The 19,111-nt window shown below is 64.7% G+C and carries 17 protein-coding genes; 4 read left to right on the top strand and 13 right to left on the bottom strand.

The genetic code is table 11. The features are described 5' to 3' along the window. Positions 1 to 21: 21 nt before the first annotated feature. The 8 genes from MKD49_RS24390 to MKD49_RS24355 are packed head-to-tail and all read right to left on the bottom strand — an operon-like array spanning position 22 to position 7,509. Positions 22 to 1,632: a bifunctional 3-(3-hydroxy-phenyl)propionate/3-hydroxycinnamic acid hydroxylase gene (locus MKD49_RS24390; protein ID WP_252697579.1), complete on the bottom strand. Its 1,611-nt coding sequence runs from the start codon at positions 1,630 to 1,632 to the stop codon at positions 22 to 24. After that, positions 1,629 to 1,967 (bottom strand): NIPSNAP family protein, encoded by a 339-nt coding sequence (locus MKD49_RS24385; protein WP_039784084.1) that lies wholly within the window; start codon positions 1,965 to 1,967, stop codon positions 1,629 to 1,631. The genes MKD49_RS24390 and MKD49_RS24385 overlap by 4 nt, the downstream gene beginning before the upstream one ends. Beyond that, positions 1,964 to 2,833, bottom strand: a complete 870-nt coding sequence (locus tag MKD49_RS24380) for an alpha/beta fold hydrolase (RefSeq protein WP_134134417.1) — start codon at positions 2,831 to 2,833, stop codon at positions 1,964 to 1,966. The genes MKD49_RS24385 and MKD49_RS24380 overlap by 4 nt, the downstream gene beginning before the upstream one ends. 32 nt (positions 2,834 to 2,865) lie before the next feature. Then, the gene (locus tag MKD49_RS24375) at positions 2,866 to 3,468 is read right to left on the bottom strand and encodes an amino acid synthesis family protein (RefSeq protein ID WP_121045803.1); all 603 of its coding nucleotides are present in this window, start codon (positions 3,466 to 3,468) and stop codon (positions 2,866 to 2,868) included. A gap of 54 nt (positions 3,469 to 3,522) precedes the next feature. Next, entirely contained in the window at positions 3,523 to 4,008 is a 486-nt protein-coding gene (locus MKD49_RS24370; protein WP_121045802.1) for a VOC family protein, read from the bottom strand. Between the two features lie 24 nt (positions 4,009 to 4,032). Further along, on the bottom strand, positions 4,033 to 5,070 hold the full coding sequence (locus MKD49_RS24365; RefSeq protein ID WP_252697578.1) for a glycosyl hydrolase: 1,038 nt from the start codon (positions 5,068 to 5,070) through the stop codon (positions 4,033 to 4,035). A gap of 30 nt (positions 5,071 to 5,100) precedes the next feature. Continuing rightward, the gene (locus MKD49_RS24360; RefSeq protein ID WP_121045800.1) at positions 5,101 to 5,895 is read right to left on the bottom strand and encodes an SDR family NAD(P)-dependent oxidoreductase; all 795 of its coding nucleotides are present in this window, start codon (positions 5,893 to 5,895) and stop codon (positions 5,101 to 5,103) included. A 57-nt stretch (positions 5,896 to 5,952) separates the two neighbouring features. Beyond that, positions 5,953 to 7,509 carry an acetolactate synthase large subunit gene (locus tag MKD49_RS24355; RefSeq protein WP_252697577.1) on the bottom strand — a complete coding sequence of 519 codons (1,557 nt, stop codon included), beginning with the start codon at positions 7,507 to 7,509 and terminating at the stop codon, positions 5,953 to 5,955. A gap of 317 nt (positions 7,510 to 7,826) precedes the next feature. Here MKD49_RS24355 and MKD49_RS24350 point away from each other — a divergent pair, with 317 nt between their 5' ends. After that, positions 7,827 to 8,561, top strand: coding sequence for an IclR family transcriptional regulator (locus tag MKD49_RS24350; RefSeq protein WP_252697576.1), 735 nt, complete (start codon positions 7,827 to 7,829; stop codon positions 8,559 to 8,561). 62 nt (positions 8,562 to 8,623) lie between these two features. Here the strand turns inward: MKD49_RS24350 and MKD49_RS24345 are convergent, their stop codons facing one another. Then, entirely contained in the window at positions 8,624 to 9,601 is a 978-nt protein-coding gene (locus tag MKD49_RS24345; RefSeq protein ID WP_134223358.1) for a helix-turn-helix domain-containing protein, read from the bottom strand. 181 nt (positions 9,602 to 9,782) lie between these two features. Next, positions 9,783 to 9,959, bottom strand: coding sequence for a hypothetical protein (locus tag MKD49_RS24340; RefSeq protein WP_252697575.1), 177 nt, complete (start codon positions 9,957 to 9,959; stop codon positions 9,783 to 9,785). Between the two features lie 125 nt (positions 9,960 to 10,084). On the opposite strand from MKD49_RS24340, the gene MKD49_RS24335 reads away from it, so the two are divergent. Further along, entirely contained in the window at positions 10,085 to 11,539 is a 1,455-nt protein-coding gene (locus MKD49_RS24335; RefSeq protein ID WP_039784155.1) for an aldehyde dehydrogenase, read from the top strand. Between the two features lie 250 nt (positions 11,540 to 11,789). On the opposite strand, the gene MKD49_RS24330 is transcribed toward MKD49_RS24335, so the two are convergent. The 3 genes from MKD49_RS24330 to MKD49_RS24320 form a co-directional block, all read right to left on the bottom strand. Further along, on the bottom strand, positions 11,790 to 13,247 hold the full coding sequence (locus tag MKD49_RS24330; protein ID WP_034335319.1) for an APC family permease: 1,458 nt from the start codon (positions 13,245 to 13,247) through the stop codon (positions 11,790 to 11,792). Positions 13,248 to 13,580: 333 nt separating this feature from the next. Continuing rightward, positions 13,581 to 13,853, bottom strand: coding sequence for a hypothetical protein (locus tag MKD49_RS24325; RefSeq protein WP_227022551.1), 273 nt, complete (start codon positions 13,851 to 13,853; stop codon positions 13,581 to 13,583). Then, positions 13,850 to 16,960: an efflux RND transporter permease subunit gene (locus tag MKD49_RS24320; RefSeq protein ID WP_252697574.1), complete on the bottom strand. Its 3,111-nt coding sequence runs from the start codon at positions 16,958 to 16,960 to the stop codon at positions 13,850 to 13,852. Before MKD49_RS24320 ends, MKD49_RS24325 begins: the two co-directional genes overlap by 4 nt. A gap of 170 nt (positions 16,961 to 17,130) precedes the next feature. Between MKD49_RS24320 and MKD49_RS24315 the strand changes: the two genes are divergently transcribed. Then, positions 17,131 to 17,871, top strand: coding sequence for a response regulator (locus tag MKD49_RS24315; protein ID WP_166675089.1), 741 nt, complete (start codon positions 17,131 to 17,133; stop codon positions 17,869 to 17,871). 23 nt (positions 17,872 to 17,894) lie between these two features. Next, entirely contained in the window at positions 17,895 to 18,983 is a 1,089-nt protein-coding gene (locus tag MKD49_RS24310) for an ATP-binding protein (RefSeq protein ID WP_204727102.1), read from the top strand. Positions 18,984 to 19,111: the final 128 nt, after the last annotated feature.

Here is a 19,111-nt window from a genome sequence, read left to right as displayed (position 1 = left end):
CAGAAACAGGATCAACTTGCGTCAGCAGGCCACGCGGTCGAGGAAGAGCTGCATCACCGCAGGCGCATCGTCGGCGCGGCCGGCGGCGGCGATGAAACGGTCGGGACGCAGGAGCACCCAGTCCACGCCCTTTTCCTTGAACCAGGCATTGAGCTTGTTCTCATGGTCCTGGATCACCGTGCCGGAGCCGGTCAGCGGCACGCCGCGCGCACCGCTGCGCGAGCGCACGCCCTGCAGGTAATCACAGCCGAAGGCCTGCATGCGGCGGCGCAGATCAGGATCGACGGTCGCTGCAGGCAACACGTCGCAGCGCCAGCTCAGCAGCGTGAAGCGGCTGCCGCACAGGTCATCGAGCCGCATCACCTCGCCCTCGCCGGTTTCCACCAGCGATTGCAGGAACATGCGCCCGACCAGGTCATCGCGATTGCGCGGGTCACCCTGCATCACGGCCTGGCTGTGGAAGCTGGGCATGGGCTTGAATTTCATCTGCAGCACGTAGTCGCGTACGCGCGGGATGTCCTTGATGGCCAGGAAGAACTTGTCGCGGCACCAGGCCAGCAGGCGGTTCTTCTGCGACAGCACCGCACCGAACAGGTCGGCCAGGTCGATCATGGCCTTCACGTGGGCATGGCGCTCGTCGTGATAGCTGGCCAGCAGTGCGGGCTTCATCCGGCTCTGCAGCACCCAGGCCAGTTTCCAGGCCAGGTTGAAGGCATCGCGCAAGCCGGCATTCAAGCCCTGCCCGATCCACGGCGGGGTGATGTGGGCGGCGTCGCCGGCCAGGCAGATGCGGCCGCACACCAGCGAGCCGGCCACGCGCGAATTGTGGGTGTAGACCCGGGCGCGGATGATGTTGAGCGCATCGACATCGGCCACGTGTTCGCGCAACAGCTCGCGCACCTTGGCCGGGGCCAGCATCTGCTCGCCATCCTCGCCGGGGAACAGCATGAACTCCCAGCGCCGCACGCCATAGGGCAGCGCCAGGCACACATACGGACGCTGCGGTTCGCAATGCAGGGCGGTGTAGGGAGCATCCAGCGGATCGCCATCGCACTCGATCACCACCCACTTGGCAGGATGGGTCTTGCCCTCGTAGGGCAGCTTGAGGATTTTCTCGCGCACGGTACTGCGGCCGCCATCGCAGCCCACGGCATACTGCGCGGCCAGGTAGCTCTGCATGCCATGCGCATCGCTGATGGTGGCCAGCACGCCCTGCTCGTCCTGCACCAGGTCCAGCAGTTCCACGCCCGAGCGCAGCTCCACATGCGGGAAGCGCTGCAGTCCCTGGCGCAGCGTGGCCTCGCCCAGCGGCTGCGAGAACAGGTTGCGGCGATACCAGCCGAATTCGCGCGTGGTCGGCTGGATCTCGGCGAAACAACGGCGGTCGGCGGTGTACATGCGCATGGGCACGTTCTGGATCACGTCGCGCACGATGGCGTCGGCCATGCCGGCGGACTGAAAGGTGCGCAGCGCTTCGTCATCGATGCCCACGGCGCGGGGATAATCCAGCACGTCCAGGTTGCGCTCGATGATGAGCGTGGAGATGCCATAGGTACCCAGCAGATTGGCCAGCGTCACCCCGACCGGGCCGGCACCGATGATGAGCACCTGGGCCTGGACCGCTGTACTCATGCGGCACTCCCGGCATGCGCCGCCGCTGCGGCCGGTTCGGGCGCGCTGGTGAGCAGGCGGCTTTCCTGTTGCACCAGCAGGCCGCGCACCTGCTTGCGGAATTCGGCGAAATCGGGATCGGCCAGCAGTGCCGTACGGCGGCGTGCGCGGTCTTCCAGGCTGTCAAAGGCCCAGTGGTAGACCAGCTGGTTGAGGTCGCCGCTCTCCGGAATCATCATCGCCACCAGATGACCCAGCAGGCGGACCTGGTGCGCGCGGCCGCACTCGTTGTAGATGCGGACGTACTCGCGCACGCCGCCGGGCACCATGGTGTAGGTGCGCAGTTCATGGATCATGATGTCTTCTCCCCCTTGTCCTGTTGTTCTTGCTGCAGGAATTCCCGCACCGCGCTGGCGAAGGCTTCCGGCTGGTCGTCGTGGATGTAGTGGCCGGCATCGGCGATGGTGCAGGTGAGGACGCGCGCGTTGAGCTGGCGCATTTCCGCCGCGATTGCGGCCGACAGGTAGTCCGAACGTTCACCGCGCACCACCAGCGTCGGGCACGCCAGCGCCATGAGGTGCGGACGCAGGTCGACCACGCGCGTGATGTCGGGCATGAGGCGCGTGGCGCTGATGCCGACGTGGTCATAGCGCCAGGTATAGCCGCCGTCCGCAGTGGGCTTGAGCATGTTGTCCAGGCGCTGCTGGCGCGCCTCTTCGGTCACGGTGGGACGCAGCGCGCGCATGAAGATGCTGGCGTCTTCCCAACTGCCGAAGTGACTCGGTGTAGTGGCCAGTTCGCGGCGGATGCGGCTGGCACCGGGACTGTTCTCGAAAGCGCCGGGACCGGCATCCTCGATGACGAGGCGACGCACCTGCGACGGATGCCGCGCGGCATACACGATGGCGTTGATGCCGCCCATGGAATGCCCCAGCAGGTCGAACTGGCGCAGGCCCAGGCGTGCCACCAGTGCCTCCATGTCGGCCACGTAGGTATCGGTGTAGTAGTTGCAGCCCGGATCCCAATCGCTCTGGCCGCGCCCGCGCTGGTCCAGCGCGATGCAGCGGTAGCCGGACGGCAGGCGCTGCACCAGGTCGGCAAAGGTCTCGCCATAGCCACGGATGCCGTGCAGGAGCAGCAGGGGAAAGTCCTGCGGATCGCCCCATTCGGTGACGTGGAACTGCAAACCCGTGAGGGTCAGCGAATAATCTCGGCGCTGCATGATGGTCTCCCTGATCCTTGCGTGTGGCGACCTCAGACCAGGCCGTCCTGCCCCTTCACCTCGGAGGCCTTGAGGCCACCCAGGCGGGCGTTCAGACGGCCGCGCGTGGCGAAGGCCCAGATCACCACCACTTCATCGCGGTTGGGGCCGTCGTTGAACTGGGCGCTGACGGTGTCGTAGTGGGAGCGCACGTACAAGGCATCCTTGTGCGCCAGCGGGATGTCGATGATGGTGCCGGGACCGCCGCGCTTGCCGGTCGAGGGCACCCAGGACTTGGCACCGCCCACGCCGTCGCGCACCGGATTGGCGGCCGGATTGGTGAGCAGCGCGTTGCCGTGTTCGTACTCGCCATCCACGCCCACCAGGCAAGCCTTGCCATAACTCTCGATGGCCTGGCCCTGCGCGGCCTCGCGGATGCGGCGGGCGAATTCCTGGCCCAGCAGCGGCGAAGGATTGATCCACGAGGACAGGTCCTCGACATACTTGCCGGCGAAGGGATTGTGCAGGCAGGCGGCGATGACGATCTTGCGCAGCGGCGCACCATCGGCGTCCTTGCCGCTCTCGCCGGCCAGGCTGTCTTCGATTTGCAGGTACCACTTGCGGATGTGGAAGTTCTCGAAATTGGGGGTCTTCATCGGATGTCCTTGGAAAGAATCGATACGGTGCAATGGGGTGAAGCAGTGCCGGGCCTACAGCGGATCCAGATGGAAGCTGTCGCTGGGGGCGTTGTACTGGCCCAGCAGGCGCTTGCCTTCTTCGTCGTCGTGGGCGGTCTCGAAGAAGAATTCGAAACGGTGGCCGTCGGGGTCGTGGAAGTAGATGCCGTAGCCGACCTTGTGATCGGTGATCTTGAAGATCTCGATGCCCTTGGCCAGCAACATGCCGTAGAGGCGGCGGAATTCCTCCATGTCGCCCTCCACCTCCAGGCCGTAATGCTGCATGTTGACTTCGCCGCGCACGGCTTGGGCCGGTTCGTCCACGCGGATGAGCGCAATGTCGTGGTGCTTCTTGCCGAAGGACAGGAACACCCAGCGCTCGGCGCGGGCCGTCACCGTCATGCCCAGCACGTCTTCGTACCAGGGAGCCGAACCATGCGGGTCCTTCACGAACAGGGCCAGGTGGGTACGGCGGATGCGTGGCTTGATGGCCATGGCCGGGGTGGCAGTGGCGGACATGAGGCCCTCCTTTGTCTGGTTGGTCTAGTCGATCGATTGCGGATGGGCATGCACCGGGGCCACGAAAGGCGTCCAGGCTACCGAGGTGATTTCGCTGAAGTCGCGCCATTCCTTGTACCAGCTGCTTCCGCCATCGGTGGAGCGCAGCAGGTAGCCGTACTTGGTGCCGGCGAACAGCAGTTGCGGATCGGACGGATGGCCGCCGAAGGCCCACACCGTGGAGTTCGGCGCGGTGTGCAGCACGCTGGGCTGCCAGCTCTGGCCGCGATCTTCGGAACGATAGATGCGGGTGCGCGTGCCGGGCGTGCCGTCGCCGATGGCCAGCAGCAGCTGATTGCCCTGCGGGTCCAGCGCCTGGATGGTGCGGGTGTAGTACATGCCGTCGAAGCGTTCCTTGGAGGCCTTGGCCGTGAAGCTGGCGGCATCGTCGGTGCTCTCGCAGACGGAGTTGACGGTCACCACCACATGCTTGACCGGCGCATCGGCGGTCGCGGGCAGCACGGTGATGGCGTGGATGTCGGAATTGTTGATGCCACGGCCCGGGGTATCGATGCGGGTCCAGGTATCGCCTTCATCATTGCTGCGCCAGGCACCGCCTTCTTCGACGCCGAACCAGACTTCCTGCGGCGCATCGGCGCGCACGAAGATGGTCAGGATGCGCGGCTTGTGCACGCCCGAGCAGAATTCCGGCAACTCCACATCCAGCTGTTGCCACGACAGGCCGCCATCGCGCGAGCGATACATGCGGGCGCGTGAGGGTGCGCCGGTGCCGGCGAAGACCAGTTTCGGATTGCTCGGACTGAAGGCAATCGACCAGACGGTCTGGTCATCGGCGGGCGAAGCGATGCGCTTGAAATGGGCACCGCCGTCGGTGCTCAGGCAAATGCCGGCATCGGCCCCCGCCAGTACGCGCGACGCGTCCGAGGGATCGACGGCCAGGCTGCGTACCACGCCGTCGAATTCGATGGCTTCCTTCAGGCCCAGGCGGTGCCAGGTCGCACCATTGTCGACGCTGCGCACGATGCCTTGGCCGGCGGTACCGACCAGGATGGTTCCTTGCATGATGGTGTCCTTTTCAGTAGTTCAGTCTGCTCAGAGGTAGATGCCGCGGGTGATGCCGCCATCCACCGCAATCGATTCGCCGGTGATGGCCGCCGCGCGGGGCGAAGCCAGGAACAGCACGACGTCGGCGATCTCTTCCACCTGCAGCACGCGCCGGATTGGCGTGGCCTTGGCATAGTTCTGCTCGACCTGCCCGGGGGTCAGCCCTTGCAGCTTGGCTTCCTTCTCGTAGAGTTCGTGGATGTGCGGGGTCTCGACCACGCCGGGGTGGATCACGTTGACGGTGATGCCGTCCGGACCGAGCTGGTCCGACAGGGTCTTGGTGAGATGGCAGATGGCCACGTTGCGCATGCCGGACAACTGCTTGCTGCCGCGGCCGGTGAGCCCGCCGATATTGATGATGCGGCCATAGCCACCGGTGCGCATGTGCGCAGCGGCCGCCTTGGCAAAGCGCATGTAGCCGACCACCTTGATGTTGATGTCTTCGAGCAGGCCTTCGGGGCTGGCGTGCTGGATTTCCGAGCGCACCAGCCCGCCCGGATGGGCTGCGCCATTGACCAGGATGTCGATGCCGCCGAAGTGCTGCGCAGCCTGTGCCACGGCCGCTTCCACCTGTTCGGTATTGCTGACGTCGGCAGCCACGGCGATGACTTCAGTGCCGGTGGTGTGGGTCAGCTCCTTGGCCACTTCTTCCAGCTTGCCCTTGCTGCGCGCGACGATGGCCACGCGCACGCCTTCGCGCGCCAGTGCCTCGGCCACTGCCCGCCCGATGCCCAGGCTGCCGCCGGTGACGATGGCGGTCTTGCCTTGCAGATTCAGTTCCATGCTTGCTCCTTGTTTTATGCCGTGGTGTGCGTCGGATGTGATTGATGCGGAAATGATTTACAGCGCCATCTCGATCAGGGCCGGGCCGCTGCCGGCAAAGGCCGCCTGCAACTGCTGCTGCAATTGCTGTGCAGTCTCGGCACGCGAGGCGGGGACGCCATAGGACTGCGCCAGCGCAACCCAGTCGATGCGCGGATGATCGAGTGCCGTCATCTGCGCGGCACGTTCGCCCAGCGGCGCGCCGTCGCGGCGCAGTTCATTGCGCAGGATGGCGTATTGGTGATTGGCGGCGATCAGCACCACGACCCGGGCGTTTTCATGGGCCAGCGACCACAGGGTCTGGATGGTGTATTGCGTGCTGCCATCGGAGAGCAGGCCGACCACCGTGCGGTCCGGGCAGGCCACCGCCGCGCCCAGCGCGACCGGCAGCCCCTGGCCGATGGCGCCACCGGTATTGGTGAGCACCGTATGCGGGCGCGCCGCATCCGACACCGCATAGAAGGGATAGCCGCACGTACCGCCCTCAACCGAGACGATGGCGTGCTCGGGCAACTCGCGCGCCAGCACGGCGGCGATCTTCTGCGGGTTCAGTTCGCCCTCGGGCAGCGCTGGCAAGGCGTGCTGCGGCACTGCGTAGGGCGGCGCACCGAGCGCATCGGCCAGCTGTTCCACGCGCGCAGCGGCAGGACGGCCCGGCAGGCTGATGGTGAGCAGGCGCTCGGGAGCCACCAGCGCACTGGGATGGCCGACATAGCCGAAGTAGGTAATCGGCGGCAGCGCGCCCACCAGTACAACCACGTCTGCCTCATCGAGGACCTTGCGCGCCGGCTCGGGGAAATACGGCAGGCGGTCGAAGGAAGGCAAGCCCTGGCCGCGCTCGGCGCGGGCCGGGAACGTTTCTGCATAGACGCTGCAGCCGGTATGGGCGGCGATCCGCGCCACGGCACGCTGGGCGCGGGCACCAAGACCGCTCTCCTCGCCACCGCCGCCCAGCAGGAAGACCACGCGCTTGGCCTCGCGGAGGCGCGCCAATGCCTGGGCCGGCTGGTAATCGTCTGCGGGTTCCGTGGATTCTTTCACGGCAGCCACGGCTTGGGCCTCAGCCATGTCGGCGAACTGGAAATCGGCCGGGAAGATCAGGGTACTGCCCTGCCCGCCGGCGGCCGTGCTCTGGCGCACGGAGTCAGCGGCCGCAGAGGCGATGTCGTCGGTGCCGGTGATACGGTGGACCCAGCCCGAGACGGGACGGGCCAGCGATTCGATATCGGAGGTCAGCGGTGCGTCGTAAGGCAGGTGCCAGCTGGTGTGGTCGCCGATGATGTTGACGATGGGGGTACGGGCGCGGCGTGCGTTGTGCAGGTTGGCGATGCCATTGGCAAATCCGGGTCCCAGGTGCAGCAAGGTGCTGGCCGGACGGCCCAGCATGCGGCCATAGCCATCGGCCGCGCCGGTACAGACATTTTCCTGCAGGGCGACGACGCAGCGCAGCCTGGGAAAGCTTTCCAGGCCACGGACCAGGTCCAGTTCGGTAGTGCCGGGATTGGCGAAACAGGTGTCCACACCTTGGTCCAGCAGACCGGCCCATAAGGCGTGTGCTCCGGTGTATCGGGTCATTTCTCTTCCTTTGCCGCCGGCGGCCAGCGCCGCGCACAGGCGCTTCTACAGGATCGGGCAAACCAGCCGGCCGCAGCAGCAGGCTGGTTTGCGGTATCGCAATCAACCCGGGGTAAAATCATGTATTTTCGTATAGACGAAATCTGTACATAATTGTGTTCACAGGCTCAATGATTTATTGCTTGATTTTGAATATAAGAGATTTGTGCAATAGCCTTGAGCCCAAATCGGCAATTGGTGACGACCCGGCGTACCTGGCGCTTGGGTGGTCGTACAATGCCTGCCACCGGGCCCTGTGGCCCTTACTGCCCTAGACCATGAATAGCCTGAGCCGCATGCTGGAAGTGTTGACCTTGTTCAAGCCCAGCCAACCCGTCATCGACATCGACATCATCTGTGCCCAGCTGGGCTACACCCCGGCCAGCGCCTATCGCTACGTGCGCGAACTCGGCCATGCCGGTTTGCTGGTGAAGATGCCGCGCGGCTATGCCGTGGGTCCGAAGGTGATCGAGCTGGATCGCCACATGACGCAGTTCGATCCCTTGCTGGCGGCCAGCCGCGACATCGTCGGCGACCTGGTGGCGCAGACCGGGCTGGAGCTGCTCATCAGCGAGCTGTATGGTTCAACGGTGATCAACATCCTGCAGGAGTCCGGGAACAATGACGCGCGCCTGAACTATGGGCGGGGCACGCCGATGGACCTGTTCCACAGCGCCACGGCGCGGGTGATCCTGGCCTATCTGCTGCCACGGCAATTGCGCAGGCATTTCGATGGGGCCACGGCGGAGGAACTGCGGCTGGTGGGGAGCAACTGGAAAGATTTCTCGAAGGTGATGCTGAAGATCCGCAAGGATGGCTATTGCGTCAGCGAGGGTGAGCTGGACCCGGGCAAGACCGGTATCGCCGCGCCCATCTTCGATGAGAAGCAACGCATTCTTGGCAGCATCACGCTGGCCGGCAATACGGAACGGGTCAACGCATTCAACCGGGAGTTCCTGTCGGGGCTGATTACGGATGCGGCGCGCAAGATTACGGCGCGCATTGCCGGCTGACGCCAGCAAAAAAAACAAAAACGCCGGTCACCTGACCGGCGTTTTCACTGGTACTCGCTTGCTTATTGGAAGAGCTTCTGCGGCACGCGCCGCGCCGTCTGCGACGGCAACTCCCCGAACAGCTCCTGATAATCCTCGGCAAAGTGGCTCAGATGGAAGAAGCCCCAGCGTGAGGCCACGTCGCCGATGGAGGCTTCCTGATGCGTGGTGGAGAGCAATTCGCGCCGCACGCCATTGAGCCGCACGCAGCGCAGGTAATTCAGGGGCGTGGTCTCGGCCACCGTCTGGAAACTGTTCTGCACCGTGCGCCGGCTCACCTGCAGCCGCTGGCATACCTCGAAAATGCTGGGCACATTGGCCGCGTCCACGATGGCCTGGCGATGCAGCTTCTCGACGATGTAGCTGCGGGTGGTGCTCATCTGGCGCACGGGATCAGAATCCGGCGCCGACAACAAGCCCAGCAACTCACCCAGCAAGGACGACTCCAGCGCCTGCTCACGCTGCTCCGCCTGCGCATCGGCCTGCCACTGCCCGCCATCGATCTGCAGCATCGATTGCGAGAAGAGGTTGAGCAAGCGTTCGCGACAAGCACGCAAGCCTTTGGGCGGCACCTTGATGACCGGCTGCCGCAGCAACGCACTGATACGGTCGGGGTCGGGCATCTGGTGCAGGTGCTCCTCGAACAGGTCGCGATCAAACGTCAGCGACAGCAGGTCGGTATCCATCGGCATGTGGAACATGAATTCCTCGCCGCCCTGCAGGAACAGGATGCTCTTCTCATCAGCCTCGCGCCCCTGCACGTGCGCCGCACCCGGTGCGGCAATCGGGAAGGCGAAGCAGATCTGGTCCTTCGGTGCCTCGCCATGCTGGACCACGCGCTTGTTGATGCGCTCGCGAAAGGCGTGGCAGCGCCGGGTCGACAACTGCATCAGCGAGCTCTCCAGCTTGCCGGCGGAAATCTGTGCATAGGTCTGCTTCCACGCGCCAATGGCGGCGGCGTGCACATGCACATCCTGAAAACGGTGAATGCTTTGCAACATGGTCTCTCTCCAAGTGAGCCGCGATTGCCCCCGCGAGCGTGGCTCTGTCTCCATGCATTTAACGTGCCTGCATTTTCATTGTTTTGATGGGATGTCTGCGTCAGTGCAAGGGACCTGGATGAGATCCGGTCCGGGGGCCGCGCAGTGTCTGCCTTTTCGGCTAATTTTATGCAAATTTATCTCAGTGCCAAAATTTAGCAAATACTTTTACAATTTTCCAAGCTGTCATGCTCGATATTTCAAAATAGTGCAACTTTAGTTTTTTATGCACAACATCAATGCAGGCTGGACGAGAACAGGGCAGTCCTTCTTTCCGTGCATCAACAGCTTCACTGCCATCGCCAGCCAAATTGCTCATTTGGGCTAACTGCGCGGCCCTGCCCTCTATACATTCTGGCTCCATGCAGGCCCAGGTGCGCCCGTCCGCAGGACGCTGCGCATGACCCGCATGCACTCTCCCGACAACCCACCACGAGAATGAGCATGTCTCTCCATCTTCAGCACTTTATTGCAGGCCAGGCCAGCGAGGCCTCCGGTGGCCAGCGCATGAACCTGGTCAATCCCATCAACGAGGAAGTCTACGCCAGCGCCGCGCAAGGCACGGCCGAGGACGTGGCGCGGGCCGTGGCGGCGGCACGCGCGCAGCTGGACGGCGGCGCATGGAGCCGGCTCTCGGGCCTGCAGCGCGGCACCCTGCTGCATGCGCTGGCCGCATTGGTCGAGCGCGATGCCGACCTGCTGGCCGACATGGATGCCAATGCCATCGGTCGCTCGCCCATGGAGCCGCGCATGATGGACGTGCCCAACGCCGTGAGCCACCTGCGCGCCGCCGCCGGCTGGGCCAACCAGATGGAAGGCCGCACCATTCCCACGGCCGGCTACATGGGCAAGCCCACGCTGTCCTACACGATCCGCGAGCCGATCGGCGTGGTCGGTGCCATCCTGCCCTGGAATGCGCCGCTCATGATCACCAGCTGGAAGGTCGCCGCGCTGCTGGCTGCCGGATGCACGGTGGTCATCAAGCCGGCCGAAGAAACCCCGCAATCGGCCCTGCACCTGGCGCGCCTGGCGCAGGAAGCGGGCTTCCCGGATGGCGTGATCAATGTGGTGACCGGCTACGGCAACGAGGTCGGCCGTGCCCTCTGCGAACATCCGGACGTGGCCAAGATCAGCTTCACCGGCAGCCCCGAAGCGGGCCGCGCGATCCAGCGCATCGCCGGGGAACAGTTCAAGCGCGTCACGCTGGAACTGGGCGGCAAGAGCCCGCAGATCGTGTTCGACGATGCGCCTTTCGAAGACGCCCTGTTCGGCTGCACGCTGGGCCTGTTCGTCAACCAGGGACAGGTATGCGCGGCCGGTTCGCGCATTCTGGTACAGCGCAGCCTGGCGCAACGCTTTGCCAAGGCACTGGCCGAGGCCGCCGCCGGCATCACCGTGGGCGATCCGCGCCAGCCGGGCGTGCGCATGGGGCCGGTGGCCAAGAAGGCGCAGTTCGAGCGCGTCAACCGCTACATCCAGCAGGGCCTGGACGAGGGGGCCACCCTGCTGGCCGGCGGCGTCTCGCGGCCGGACAAGGGCTGGTTCGTGCAGCCGACGATCTTTGCCGATGCCAACAACGGCATGAGCATCGCCCGTGAGGAAATCTTCGGGCCAGTCGGTACCATCATCAGCTTCGATACCGAGGAAGAAGCCATCGCCCTGGCCAACGATTCGCGCTACGGCCTGGCCGCCACCGTCTGGACCGGCAACCTGGCCCGCGCGCATCGGGTGGCCGCTGGCGTGAAGGTCGGTGCCATCGGTGTCAATTGCTGGAGCCCGCTGGATGCCAACCTGCCCTGGGGCGGCATCAAGGACAGCGGCATGGGCCGCGAAGGCGGACTGGCCGGCGCATTGGCCTATACCGAAGAGAAGACCATCACGGTGCTGCTGGCATCCTGAAGTCGACGCGCCGGATCATCGGCGCACGGAGCAACAACGCGGTGCGGCGCAAGCTGTGCCGCGTTTTTTTGCGCCCGAATACGGGCGTGAATTGACGCGCGAATCCACGCCCGAATTGACGCATGAATTCGCGCATGAATTCACGCATCAAATCATGCCTCTTTCCTGTACCGAAAAACGCAGCCCAAAGAAAACGGGCCTCGCCATGCGAGACCCGTTGAGCAACGGTTCCTGCCCGGCCGGAGCGCGGCTACAGCTTGTGACTCCCCAGCGCAGCGAAACGCATCGGCGCACAACGGCGCAGGCGGCTGGCAAGCATCACGCCGATGACGATGGCCAGCGGGATCATCGAGCACAGCGCCCAGGACATGGATTTGCTGGCCCCGGTCAAGACATCGAAATGCAGGATGGCCGTACAGAGAATGTAGAGCAAGGCGACCAGCGAGACGGCCGGCAGGATGCGCACCCGCCAGGCGCTGTCACAGGCCTCCGGACGCCGCCGGAAATAGCAGATCACGGCCGCCGAGGTCATGATCATCAGCAGCATCAGGCACAGTGCCGCCAGGCTGGAAAACCAGGCGAACAGATGCAGGATGGGATGCGCCCCCGAGACCGCAAAGAGCGTCACCACCACGGCCGCAATGGCGCTCTGCAGAGCCGAACCCATGTGCGGACTTTGATAGGTCTTGTGGGTGGTGCCCAGCAGGCGGTGCAGCAGGCCGTCCCGCCCGACCGCATAGAAATAGCGTGCGGCCGAACTGTGGAAGGCCAGCAAGCCGGCATAGATGCTGATGACGAAGAGGATACGAATCACAGCCGTCAGTCCGCCCCCGGCATAGTGGTCCGACATGACGTAAATGAAGGCGGTCGGGTCCTGCATGTGTTCCAGCAGCTTGACCACCTTGTCGCTGCCGGCCCCGATGATGAGCGCCCACAGCGAGATGCCATAGAAGGCACCGATCAGCAGCACCGAGGTATAGGTGGCAATCGGTATCGCACGCTTGGGATTCTTGGCCTCTTCGCCATAGATGGTGGTGGCTTCGAAACCGATGAAGGCGGCAAAGGCGAACAGCAGGCCGATGGAGGGCGTACCGCTCATGACATTGGCCGGTGCAAAGGAATCGAGGTTGACGCCATGATCACCGCCGGCGCGCAGGATACAGAAGTCCAGCACCAGCACCGCCAGGTACTCGGCCACCACCACCACCGACAGCAGGCGCGCCGACAGGTCGATGTTGCGGTAACCGAGCACGGCCACGCTCAGCATGGCCAGGGCCGCATAGACCCACCACGCCAGTTGCACTCCGAAGATGTCGAAGATGGTGGCCGACATCACCCCGCCGAACATGCCATAAAGCCCAATCTGCAGGATGTTGTAGGCGAACATGGCCAGCACCCCGGCCACGCCGCCGGCCATGCCGCCCAGGCCGGCGCTGGAGAAGGCATAGAAGCCGCCGGCATTGGTGACGTGGCGCGCCATGGTGGTATAGCCGACCGAGAAGGCCAGCAACAGCAACAGGATCAGCACCAGCAAGGCCGGTGTGCCGGGACCGTTGCCGAGCATGATGCCGATCGGAAATCCGCCGGCGATCACGCTCAAGGGACTGGCGGCGGAGACCACGAAGAAGATGATGAAACCTACGCCGAGGGCGTTTTTCCTCAGCGCATTTTCTTCCTTGTCATGCTTGCTGCAATCGAGCTGGCTCATCGGACCCTTACCTTTTCTGAAAACACCTGCGTCTCGTCATCGCCGTGGCAGCGGACAGTTTTACGTCCGTGCGCCGGCATCTTGCGCGCCCTGCGGGCAGCGTGAGGGGTGATGGCATTCTAGAGAGGGGCGGCTTTTTTCTTTAACCCAAATTGGCAGTCCGGCAGAGGCCGGACACGGCAGTGCCGCCACGTACTCCTGATGGATTGTAGGCGGCAGCCGTGCGAAAAAGTAAGGAAGGCAAGCCGGAAAGATGGCGGCACGGCCTGCACTGTGGCAAGCCGGCCGCACTGGCTGACGAAGCGCTGACGGTGCGCTCCCGAGGGAAGAGAATCAGGCCGCCACGCGGCGTTCGATGATCTCGTACGCACGCAGCATGCCGGCAATGCGCGCATGCTCGAAATCGAGATACAAAGGGCTGTCCTGCCGGTAACGCAGGATGCGCTTGCCGCCGTGGAAGATGCGCAGGCTCATCTCCCAGCCATGCTGCCCCTGGAACGCAATGACCCGGATATCGTGGCCCCGGTATTGGGCGTGGTGGATCTGCTCGCGGTCGTTGAGGAGCCGGCGGCCATAGAGCCGCAAATCACTGCGCGGACACATCATGCCTCCTGCACGCGCTGCGCGCTGCGGCGAACTCCCGCCCCCAGCACCAGCACGAAGAACAAGGGGACGAACAGCACCGCCAACACCGTGGCACTGACCATGCCGCCGAACACGCCCGTGCCGATGGCGCGCTGGGTCTCGGCACTCGCGCCCGAGGCCAGCATCAGCGGCACCACGCCCAGCGCGAAGGCCAGCGAAGTCATGAGGATGGGACGCAGCCGCAGCACTGCCGCCTTGGTCGCCGCCTCCACCAGGCCCGCGCCTTCCGCGCGCAACTGACGCGCAAACTCGACGATGAGGATGGCGTTCTTGGCCGAGAGCCCGATGACAGTGATCATGCCAACCTTGAAGAACACGTCATTGGGCATGTCGCGCAGGATCACCGCTGCGACCGCACCGATCAAGCCCAGCGGCACCACCAGCATGACCGACAGCGGAATGCGCCAGCTCTCGTACAAGGCCGCCAGCACCAGGAACACCACCAGCATCGACAAGGCCATCAGCATCGGTGCCTGGGCCGCCGACAGGCGTTCCTGCAGGGACTGGCCGGTCCATGCCACGGCAAATCCGGGCGGCAGTTGCTGCGCCAGCTTTTCCATCTCCGCCATGGCATCGCCACTGGCCACGCCCGGCGCAGCACTGCCGGAGATGCGCACCGCCGGGAAGCCCTGGTAGCGCTGCAATTGGGTCGGCACGACCTGCCATTGGGCTTGTGCCATTTCCGAGAGCGGCACCATCCCGCCGTTCTGGTTGCGCACATACAGCTTCATCAGGTCCTCGATCTGCATGCGCGATTGCGCCTGGGCCTGAATGATGACCTGCTGCATGCGGCCCGCATTGGGGAAATCATTTACATAGAAGGAACCCATGGCCGCCGAGAGCGTATCGCTGATGCTGGCAAAGGAAACGCCCAGCGCGGCCGCCTTGTGGCGATCCACATTGAGCTGCAGGCTCGCGCCCGGTGGCAGGCCATCCGCATACACGCCCGCCAGCTTGGGGCTCTGTGCCGCCATTGCCAGCAGTTGCGCTTCGGCCGCCTTGAGCGCGGCGTGGCCCTGGTTGGCACGGTCCTGCAGGCGCATGGCAAAGCCGGAGGAATTGCCCAGCTCCTCGATGGCCGGCGGCAGCAGGCTCATGACCATGCCATCCACTCCGTTCTCCATGGCCCCCTGCGCATGCTGGGCCTCGATGGCGGCGGTGGAACCCTTGCGCTCCTTCCAGTCCTTCAGTTCGGTGAAGGCCATCGCCGCATTGGGGCCGGAACCGGAGAAACCGAATCCCAGCACCGACAGATTGGCACCGATATCCTCGCGCGTTTTCAGGTAGCGTTCGAACTGATCCACGGCACGCGCCGTGCGCTCGGTGGTGGCATCGGCGGGCAGCTGGAAGCTGGTCATGAAATAACCCTGGTCTTCTTCCGGCAGGAAGGCCGAAGGCAGCGCCCGCAAACCCAGCACCAGCAACAGCGACAGCGCGCCATAGAGCAGCATCATGCGCAGCCCGCGCTCGATCAAGCGGCCCAGCAGCGATTCATAGCGGCGCGTAAGGCGTGCGAAGGCACGGTTGAAGGCACCGAAGAAACCACGGTTCTCGTGATGGCCGGGGGCCACCGGTTTGAGCAAGGTGGCGCACAGGGCCGGCGTCAGGCTCAGCGCCAGGAAGGCCGAGAACAGGATCGATACCGCCATGGCCAGCGAGAACTGGCGATAGATCACGCCCACCGATCCCCCGGCCAGCGCCATGGGAATGAAGACGGCGGTCAGCACCAGGGTGATGCCGATGATGGCACCGGTGATCTCCCCCATCGCCTTGATGGTGGCCTCGCGCGGACCCAGGCCTTCCTCGGCCATGATGCGCTCGACGTTTTCCACCACCACGATGGCGTCATCGACGATGATGCCGATGGCCAGCACCATGCCGAACATGGTCAGCACGTTGACCGAGTAGCCGGCCACCAGCATCACCGCCAGCGTGCCCAGCAGCGCGATGGGCGCGACGATGGCCGGGATGACGGTATAGCGCACGTTCTGCAGGAACAAATACATCACCAGGAACACCAGCACCATGGCCTCGATCAGGGTCTGCACCACTTTCTGGATGGAGATCTTGACGAAGGGCGCGGTGTTGTAGGGCAGCGAGAACTGCATGCCCTGCGGCAGGCTGGGGCGCAGTTCTTCCATGCGCGCCTGGATCGCTGCAGCCGTGCGGACCGCGTTGGCACCGGGTGAGAGCTGTACGGCGGCCACGCCTGCCGGCTTGCCGTCTTCACGGTTGGCGAAGGCATAGGATTGCGCGCCCAGTTCGACCCGGGCCACGTCGCCCAGCAGCACCCGCGAACCATCGGCCTTGGCCTTGAGCACGATGGAAGCGAACTGGTCCGGTGACTGCAACTGTCCTTGTACTGTCAGGGGAACGGCGATCTGCTGGCCCGGTACAGTTGGCGTATCGCCCAGGCGTCCGGGAGCAATCTGTGCGTTCTGCTGGCTGACCGCTGTACTGATATCTGTCACGGACAGTCCGAAGGCATTGAGCTTGAAGGGATCGATCCAGATCCGCATCGCCTGCTCGGCACCGAACAGTTGCACGCGGCCTACGCCGTCGACGCGGCGCAGTTCTTCGACGATGTTGCGAGCCAGGTAATCGTTGAGGCGGATTTCATCATGGCGGCCGTCCACCGAGGTCAGGCTGACCATGAGCAGGAAGCCCGAGGCCGCCGACTCCACGGTCACGCCATTCTGGCGCACCGTTTGCGGCAGGCGCGCTTCGATGGCCTTGAGCTTGTTCTGCACGTCGACCTGGGCCAACTCCGGATCAGTGCCGGGCTTGAAGGTCACGGTGATCTGGGCGCTGCCGGAGGTATCGGCCGAGGATTCGAAATAGAGCAGGTTCTTCACGCCCGACAATTCGCGCTCGATCAGGCTGATGACGCCATCGTTCATGGTCTGCGGCGTGGCCCCCGGATAGGTGGCGTTGATCGTCACGCTGGGCGGGGCCACCGAGGGATAGCGGGCTATGGGCAACTGGCTCATGGCGATCACGCCGAAGAGCACGATGAACAGCGCGACCACCCAGGCAAAGATGGGGCGGTCGATAAAGAAGCGAGGCATGCAGGAACTCCATCGGGGGAAACACGCGAAGGACAGCGCCTGCCGGTCAACCCACGGCTTTTTTGCCGCACGGGCTGCCCGACAGTACAATCGCGAGCGAAGGCGGAGTCTGGGGCATGCGCGTGAGGTTTGCGCGATACAACGATGGAGTTTTGATGGAGATGGCAAGAATGGCGGCAACCCAAGTGAAAGCCGGCGAGGCCGCACCGGCCACGGGTGCGCTGATCCTCATCGCCGAGGATGCACCCGAGATCGCCGAGATCCTGGCCGCCTACCTGGCCCGCAGCGGCATGCGCAGCGTGCATGCGGCCGATGGCGCGCGGGCACTGGAGCTGCATCTCTCGCTCAAGCCGGACCTGGTGCTGCTCGATATTCAGATGCCGCAGGTCAATGGCTGGCAGGTGCTGGCGCAGATCCGCCAGCGCGACAACACGCCGGTCATCCTGCTCACCGCGCTGGACCAGGACGTGGACAAGCTCACGGGCCTGCGCATCGGTGCTGATGACTACGTGGTCAAGCCTTTCAACCCGGCCGAAGTGGTGGCGCGCGTGGAAGCGGTACTGCGCCGCAGCCTGCCGCGCGAGGAGCGCGAAGACCGCCGCATCCTGCGCGCCCCGCCCTTCGTGATCGATTTCGAACAGCATGAGGTGGTGGCCGAAATCGAGGGCGTGAGCCACACGCTGATGCTGACACTGACTGAATTCAAGCTGCTGGCACAACTGGCACGCGCCCCGCGCCGCGTATTCAGCCGTGCCGAACTGCTGGCCACCTGCCTGCCCGAGGGCGACACCCTGGAACGCACCGTGGACAGCCACGTCAGCAAGCTGCGCAAGAAGCTGGAAGACCTCGGACTGGCCGGTATCCCGGTGAGCATCCGCGGGGTCGGCTACCGCTTCCAGCAGGGCGGCTGATTGCACGCACCCGATACGCATCCATGAAACCCGGCATCGATCTCCTGACCCTCTGGCGCGGCAAGGGACTGGCGCGCCAGATCATCAGTTCCGTCGCCATCCTGGCACTGACCATCATGCTGATGGTGCTGCTGGGGTCTTACGCGTTTTATTCGACGCTGTTCATCTTCCTGCCCACGGCGCTATCTGCACCAGACAGCTGGCTGCCCTCGCCCGCTGAATGGGGCTGGATCTTCGTGACCACGCTCATCGGCGTGGCCATTGCGGTGTGGGTGGCCATCCGGTTATCGCGCCGCATCCTCACGCCTTTGAATTCGGTGGCCACCAGTTTGCGCCGCGTGGCGCAGGGTGACCTGGCCGCGCGCGCCGCGGCAGACCGGCAGCCGCTGGACGAAGCCTCGCAACTGATCAGCGATTTCAATGCCATGGCCGAACGGCTGGAGCGGGTGCAGCAGGAACGCATCTTCTGGAACGCCGCGATTGCGCACGAGCTGCGCACGCCGGTGACAATCCTGCGCGGGCGTCTGCAGGGCCTGGCCGATGGCGTGTTCCAGCCCGATCCGGCGCTCTTTTCCAGCCTGCTGGTGCAGGTGGAAGGACTGGGCCGGCTGATCGAGGACTTGCGCATCGTGGGGCTGGCCGAGAGCGGCCACTTGCGCATCCAGCTGCAGCAGGCCGATCTGCGGCAGGAGATCATGACGGTGCTGAAAGCCTGTGAATCGGCGCTGCACGACAAGGGCTTCACGCTCACCCTGGCGCTGGGCGCGGAGCGACCGGCATGCGACCCGGTACGCATCCGCCAGGCACTGCTGGCGCTGCTGGAGAATGCCCTGCAACACGCCACGCCGGGCCCCTTGCGCATCAGTACCCTGGTCGTCGATGGCCAGCATTGCCTGCGCGTGGAGGACAGCGGTCCTGGCCTGTCCGCCAGCGACGCGCAGCGCATCTTCGATGCCTTCCAGCGTGGGCCCCGTACCGGCGACACGGCCGCCAAGGGTAGCGGGCTGGGACTGGCCGTAGTGCGGGCCATTGCCAGCGCGCATGGCGGCACGGTGGATTGCCAACCCTCGACCCTGGGCGGTGCCTGCTTCGAGTTGCGCTGGCCGAAATGAAACCGGGGGCCACCACGCCTCCCTGAAAATCGCCCTACTCTTCACGCCGGTGGCTGCCTGGCCCCCGCCTGGGCCGCATGGACGGCAGCGTGCTGATGTTCTCTTCATATCGCCCTCCAGCCCCCCGC

The sequence above is a fragment of the Herbaspirillum sp. WGmk3 genome, assembly GCF_023952535.1.
GTDB lineage: Bacteria > Pseudomonadota > Gammaproteobacteria > Burkholderiales > Burkholderiaceae_D > Herbaspirillum > Herbaspirillum huttiense.
This window is presented reverse-complemented; position numbering and strand designations above follow the sequence as displayed.

Excerpts from the sequence above, each read along its gene's own strand:
- MKD49_RS24390 (WP_252697579.1), bottom strand. The coding sequence starts at position 1,632 with ATGAGTACAGCGGTCCAGGCCCAGGTGCTCATCATCGGTGCCGGCCCG.
- MKD49_RS24385 (WP_039784084.1), bottom strand. The coding sequence starts at position 1,967 with ATGATCCATGAACTGCGCACCTACACCATGGTGCCCGGCGGCGTGCGC.
- MKD49_RS24380 (WP_134134417.1), bottom strand. The coding sequence starts at position 2,833 with ATGCAGCGCCGAGATTATTCGCTGACCCTCACGGGTTTGCAGTTCCAC.
- MKD49_RS24375 (WP_121045803.1), bottom strand. The coding sequence starts at position 3,468 with ATGAAGACCCCCAATTTCGAGAACTTCCACATCCGCAAGTGGTACCTG.
- MKD49_RS24370 (WP_121045802.1), bottom strand. The coding sequence starts at position 4,008 with ATGTCCGCCACTGCCACCCCGGCCATGGCCATCAAGCCACGCATCCGC.
- MKD49_RS24365 (WP_252697578.1), bottom strand. The coding sequence starts at position 5,070 with ATGCAAGGAACCATCCTGGTCGGTACCGCCGGCCAAGGCATCGTGCGC.
- MKD49_RS24360 (WP_121045800.1), bottom strand. The coding sequence starts at position 5,895 with ATGGAACTGAATCTGCAAGGCAAGACCGCCATCGTCACCGGCGGCAGC.
- MKD49_RS24355 (WP_252697577.1), bottom strand. The coding sequence starts at position 7,509 with ATGACCCGATACACCGGAGCACACGCCTTATGGGCCGGTCTGCTGGAC.
- MKD49_RS24350 (WP_252697576.1), top strand. The coding sequence starts at position 7,827 with ATGAATAGCCTGAGCCGCATGCTGGAAGTGTTGACCTTGTTCAAGCCC.
- MKD49_RS24345 (WP_134223358.1), bottom strand. The coding sequence starts at position 9,601 with ATGTTGCAAAGCATTCACCGTTTTCAGGATGTGCATGTGCACGCCGCC.
- MKD49_RS24340 (WP_252697575.1), bottom strand. The coding sequence starts at position 9,959 with ATGAGCAATTTGGCTGGCGATGGCAGTGAAGCTGTTGATGCACGGAAA.
- MKD49_RS24335 (WP_039784155.1), top strand. The coding sequence starts at position 10,085 with ATGTCTCTCCATCTTCAGCACTTTATTGCAGGCCAGGCCAGCGAGGCC.
- MKD49_RS24330 (WP_034335319.1), bottom strand. The coding sequence starts at position 13,247 with ATGAGCCAGCTCGATTGCAGCAAGCATGACAAGGAAGAAAATGCGCTG.
- MKD49_RS24325 (WP_227022551.1), bottom strand. The coding sequence starts at position 13,853 with ATGATGTGTCCGCGCAGTGATTTGCGGCTCTATGGCCGCCGGCTCCTC.
- MKD49_RS24320 (WP_252697574.1), bottom strand. The coding sequence starts at position 16,960 with ATGCCTCGCTTCTTTATCGACCGCCCCATCTTTGCCTGGGTGGTCGCG.
- MKD49_RS24315 (WP_166675089.1), top strand. The coding sequence starts at position 17,131 with ATGGCGGCAACCCAAGTGAAAGCCGGCGAGGCCGCACCGGCCACGGGT.
- MKD49_RS24310 (WP_204727102.1), top strand. The coding sequence starts at position 17,895 with ATGAAACCCGGCATCGATCTCCTGACCCTCTGGCGCGGCAAGGGACTG.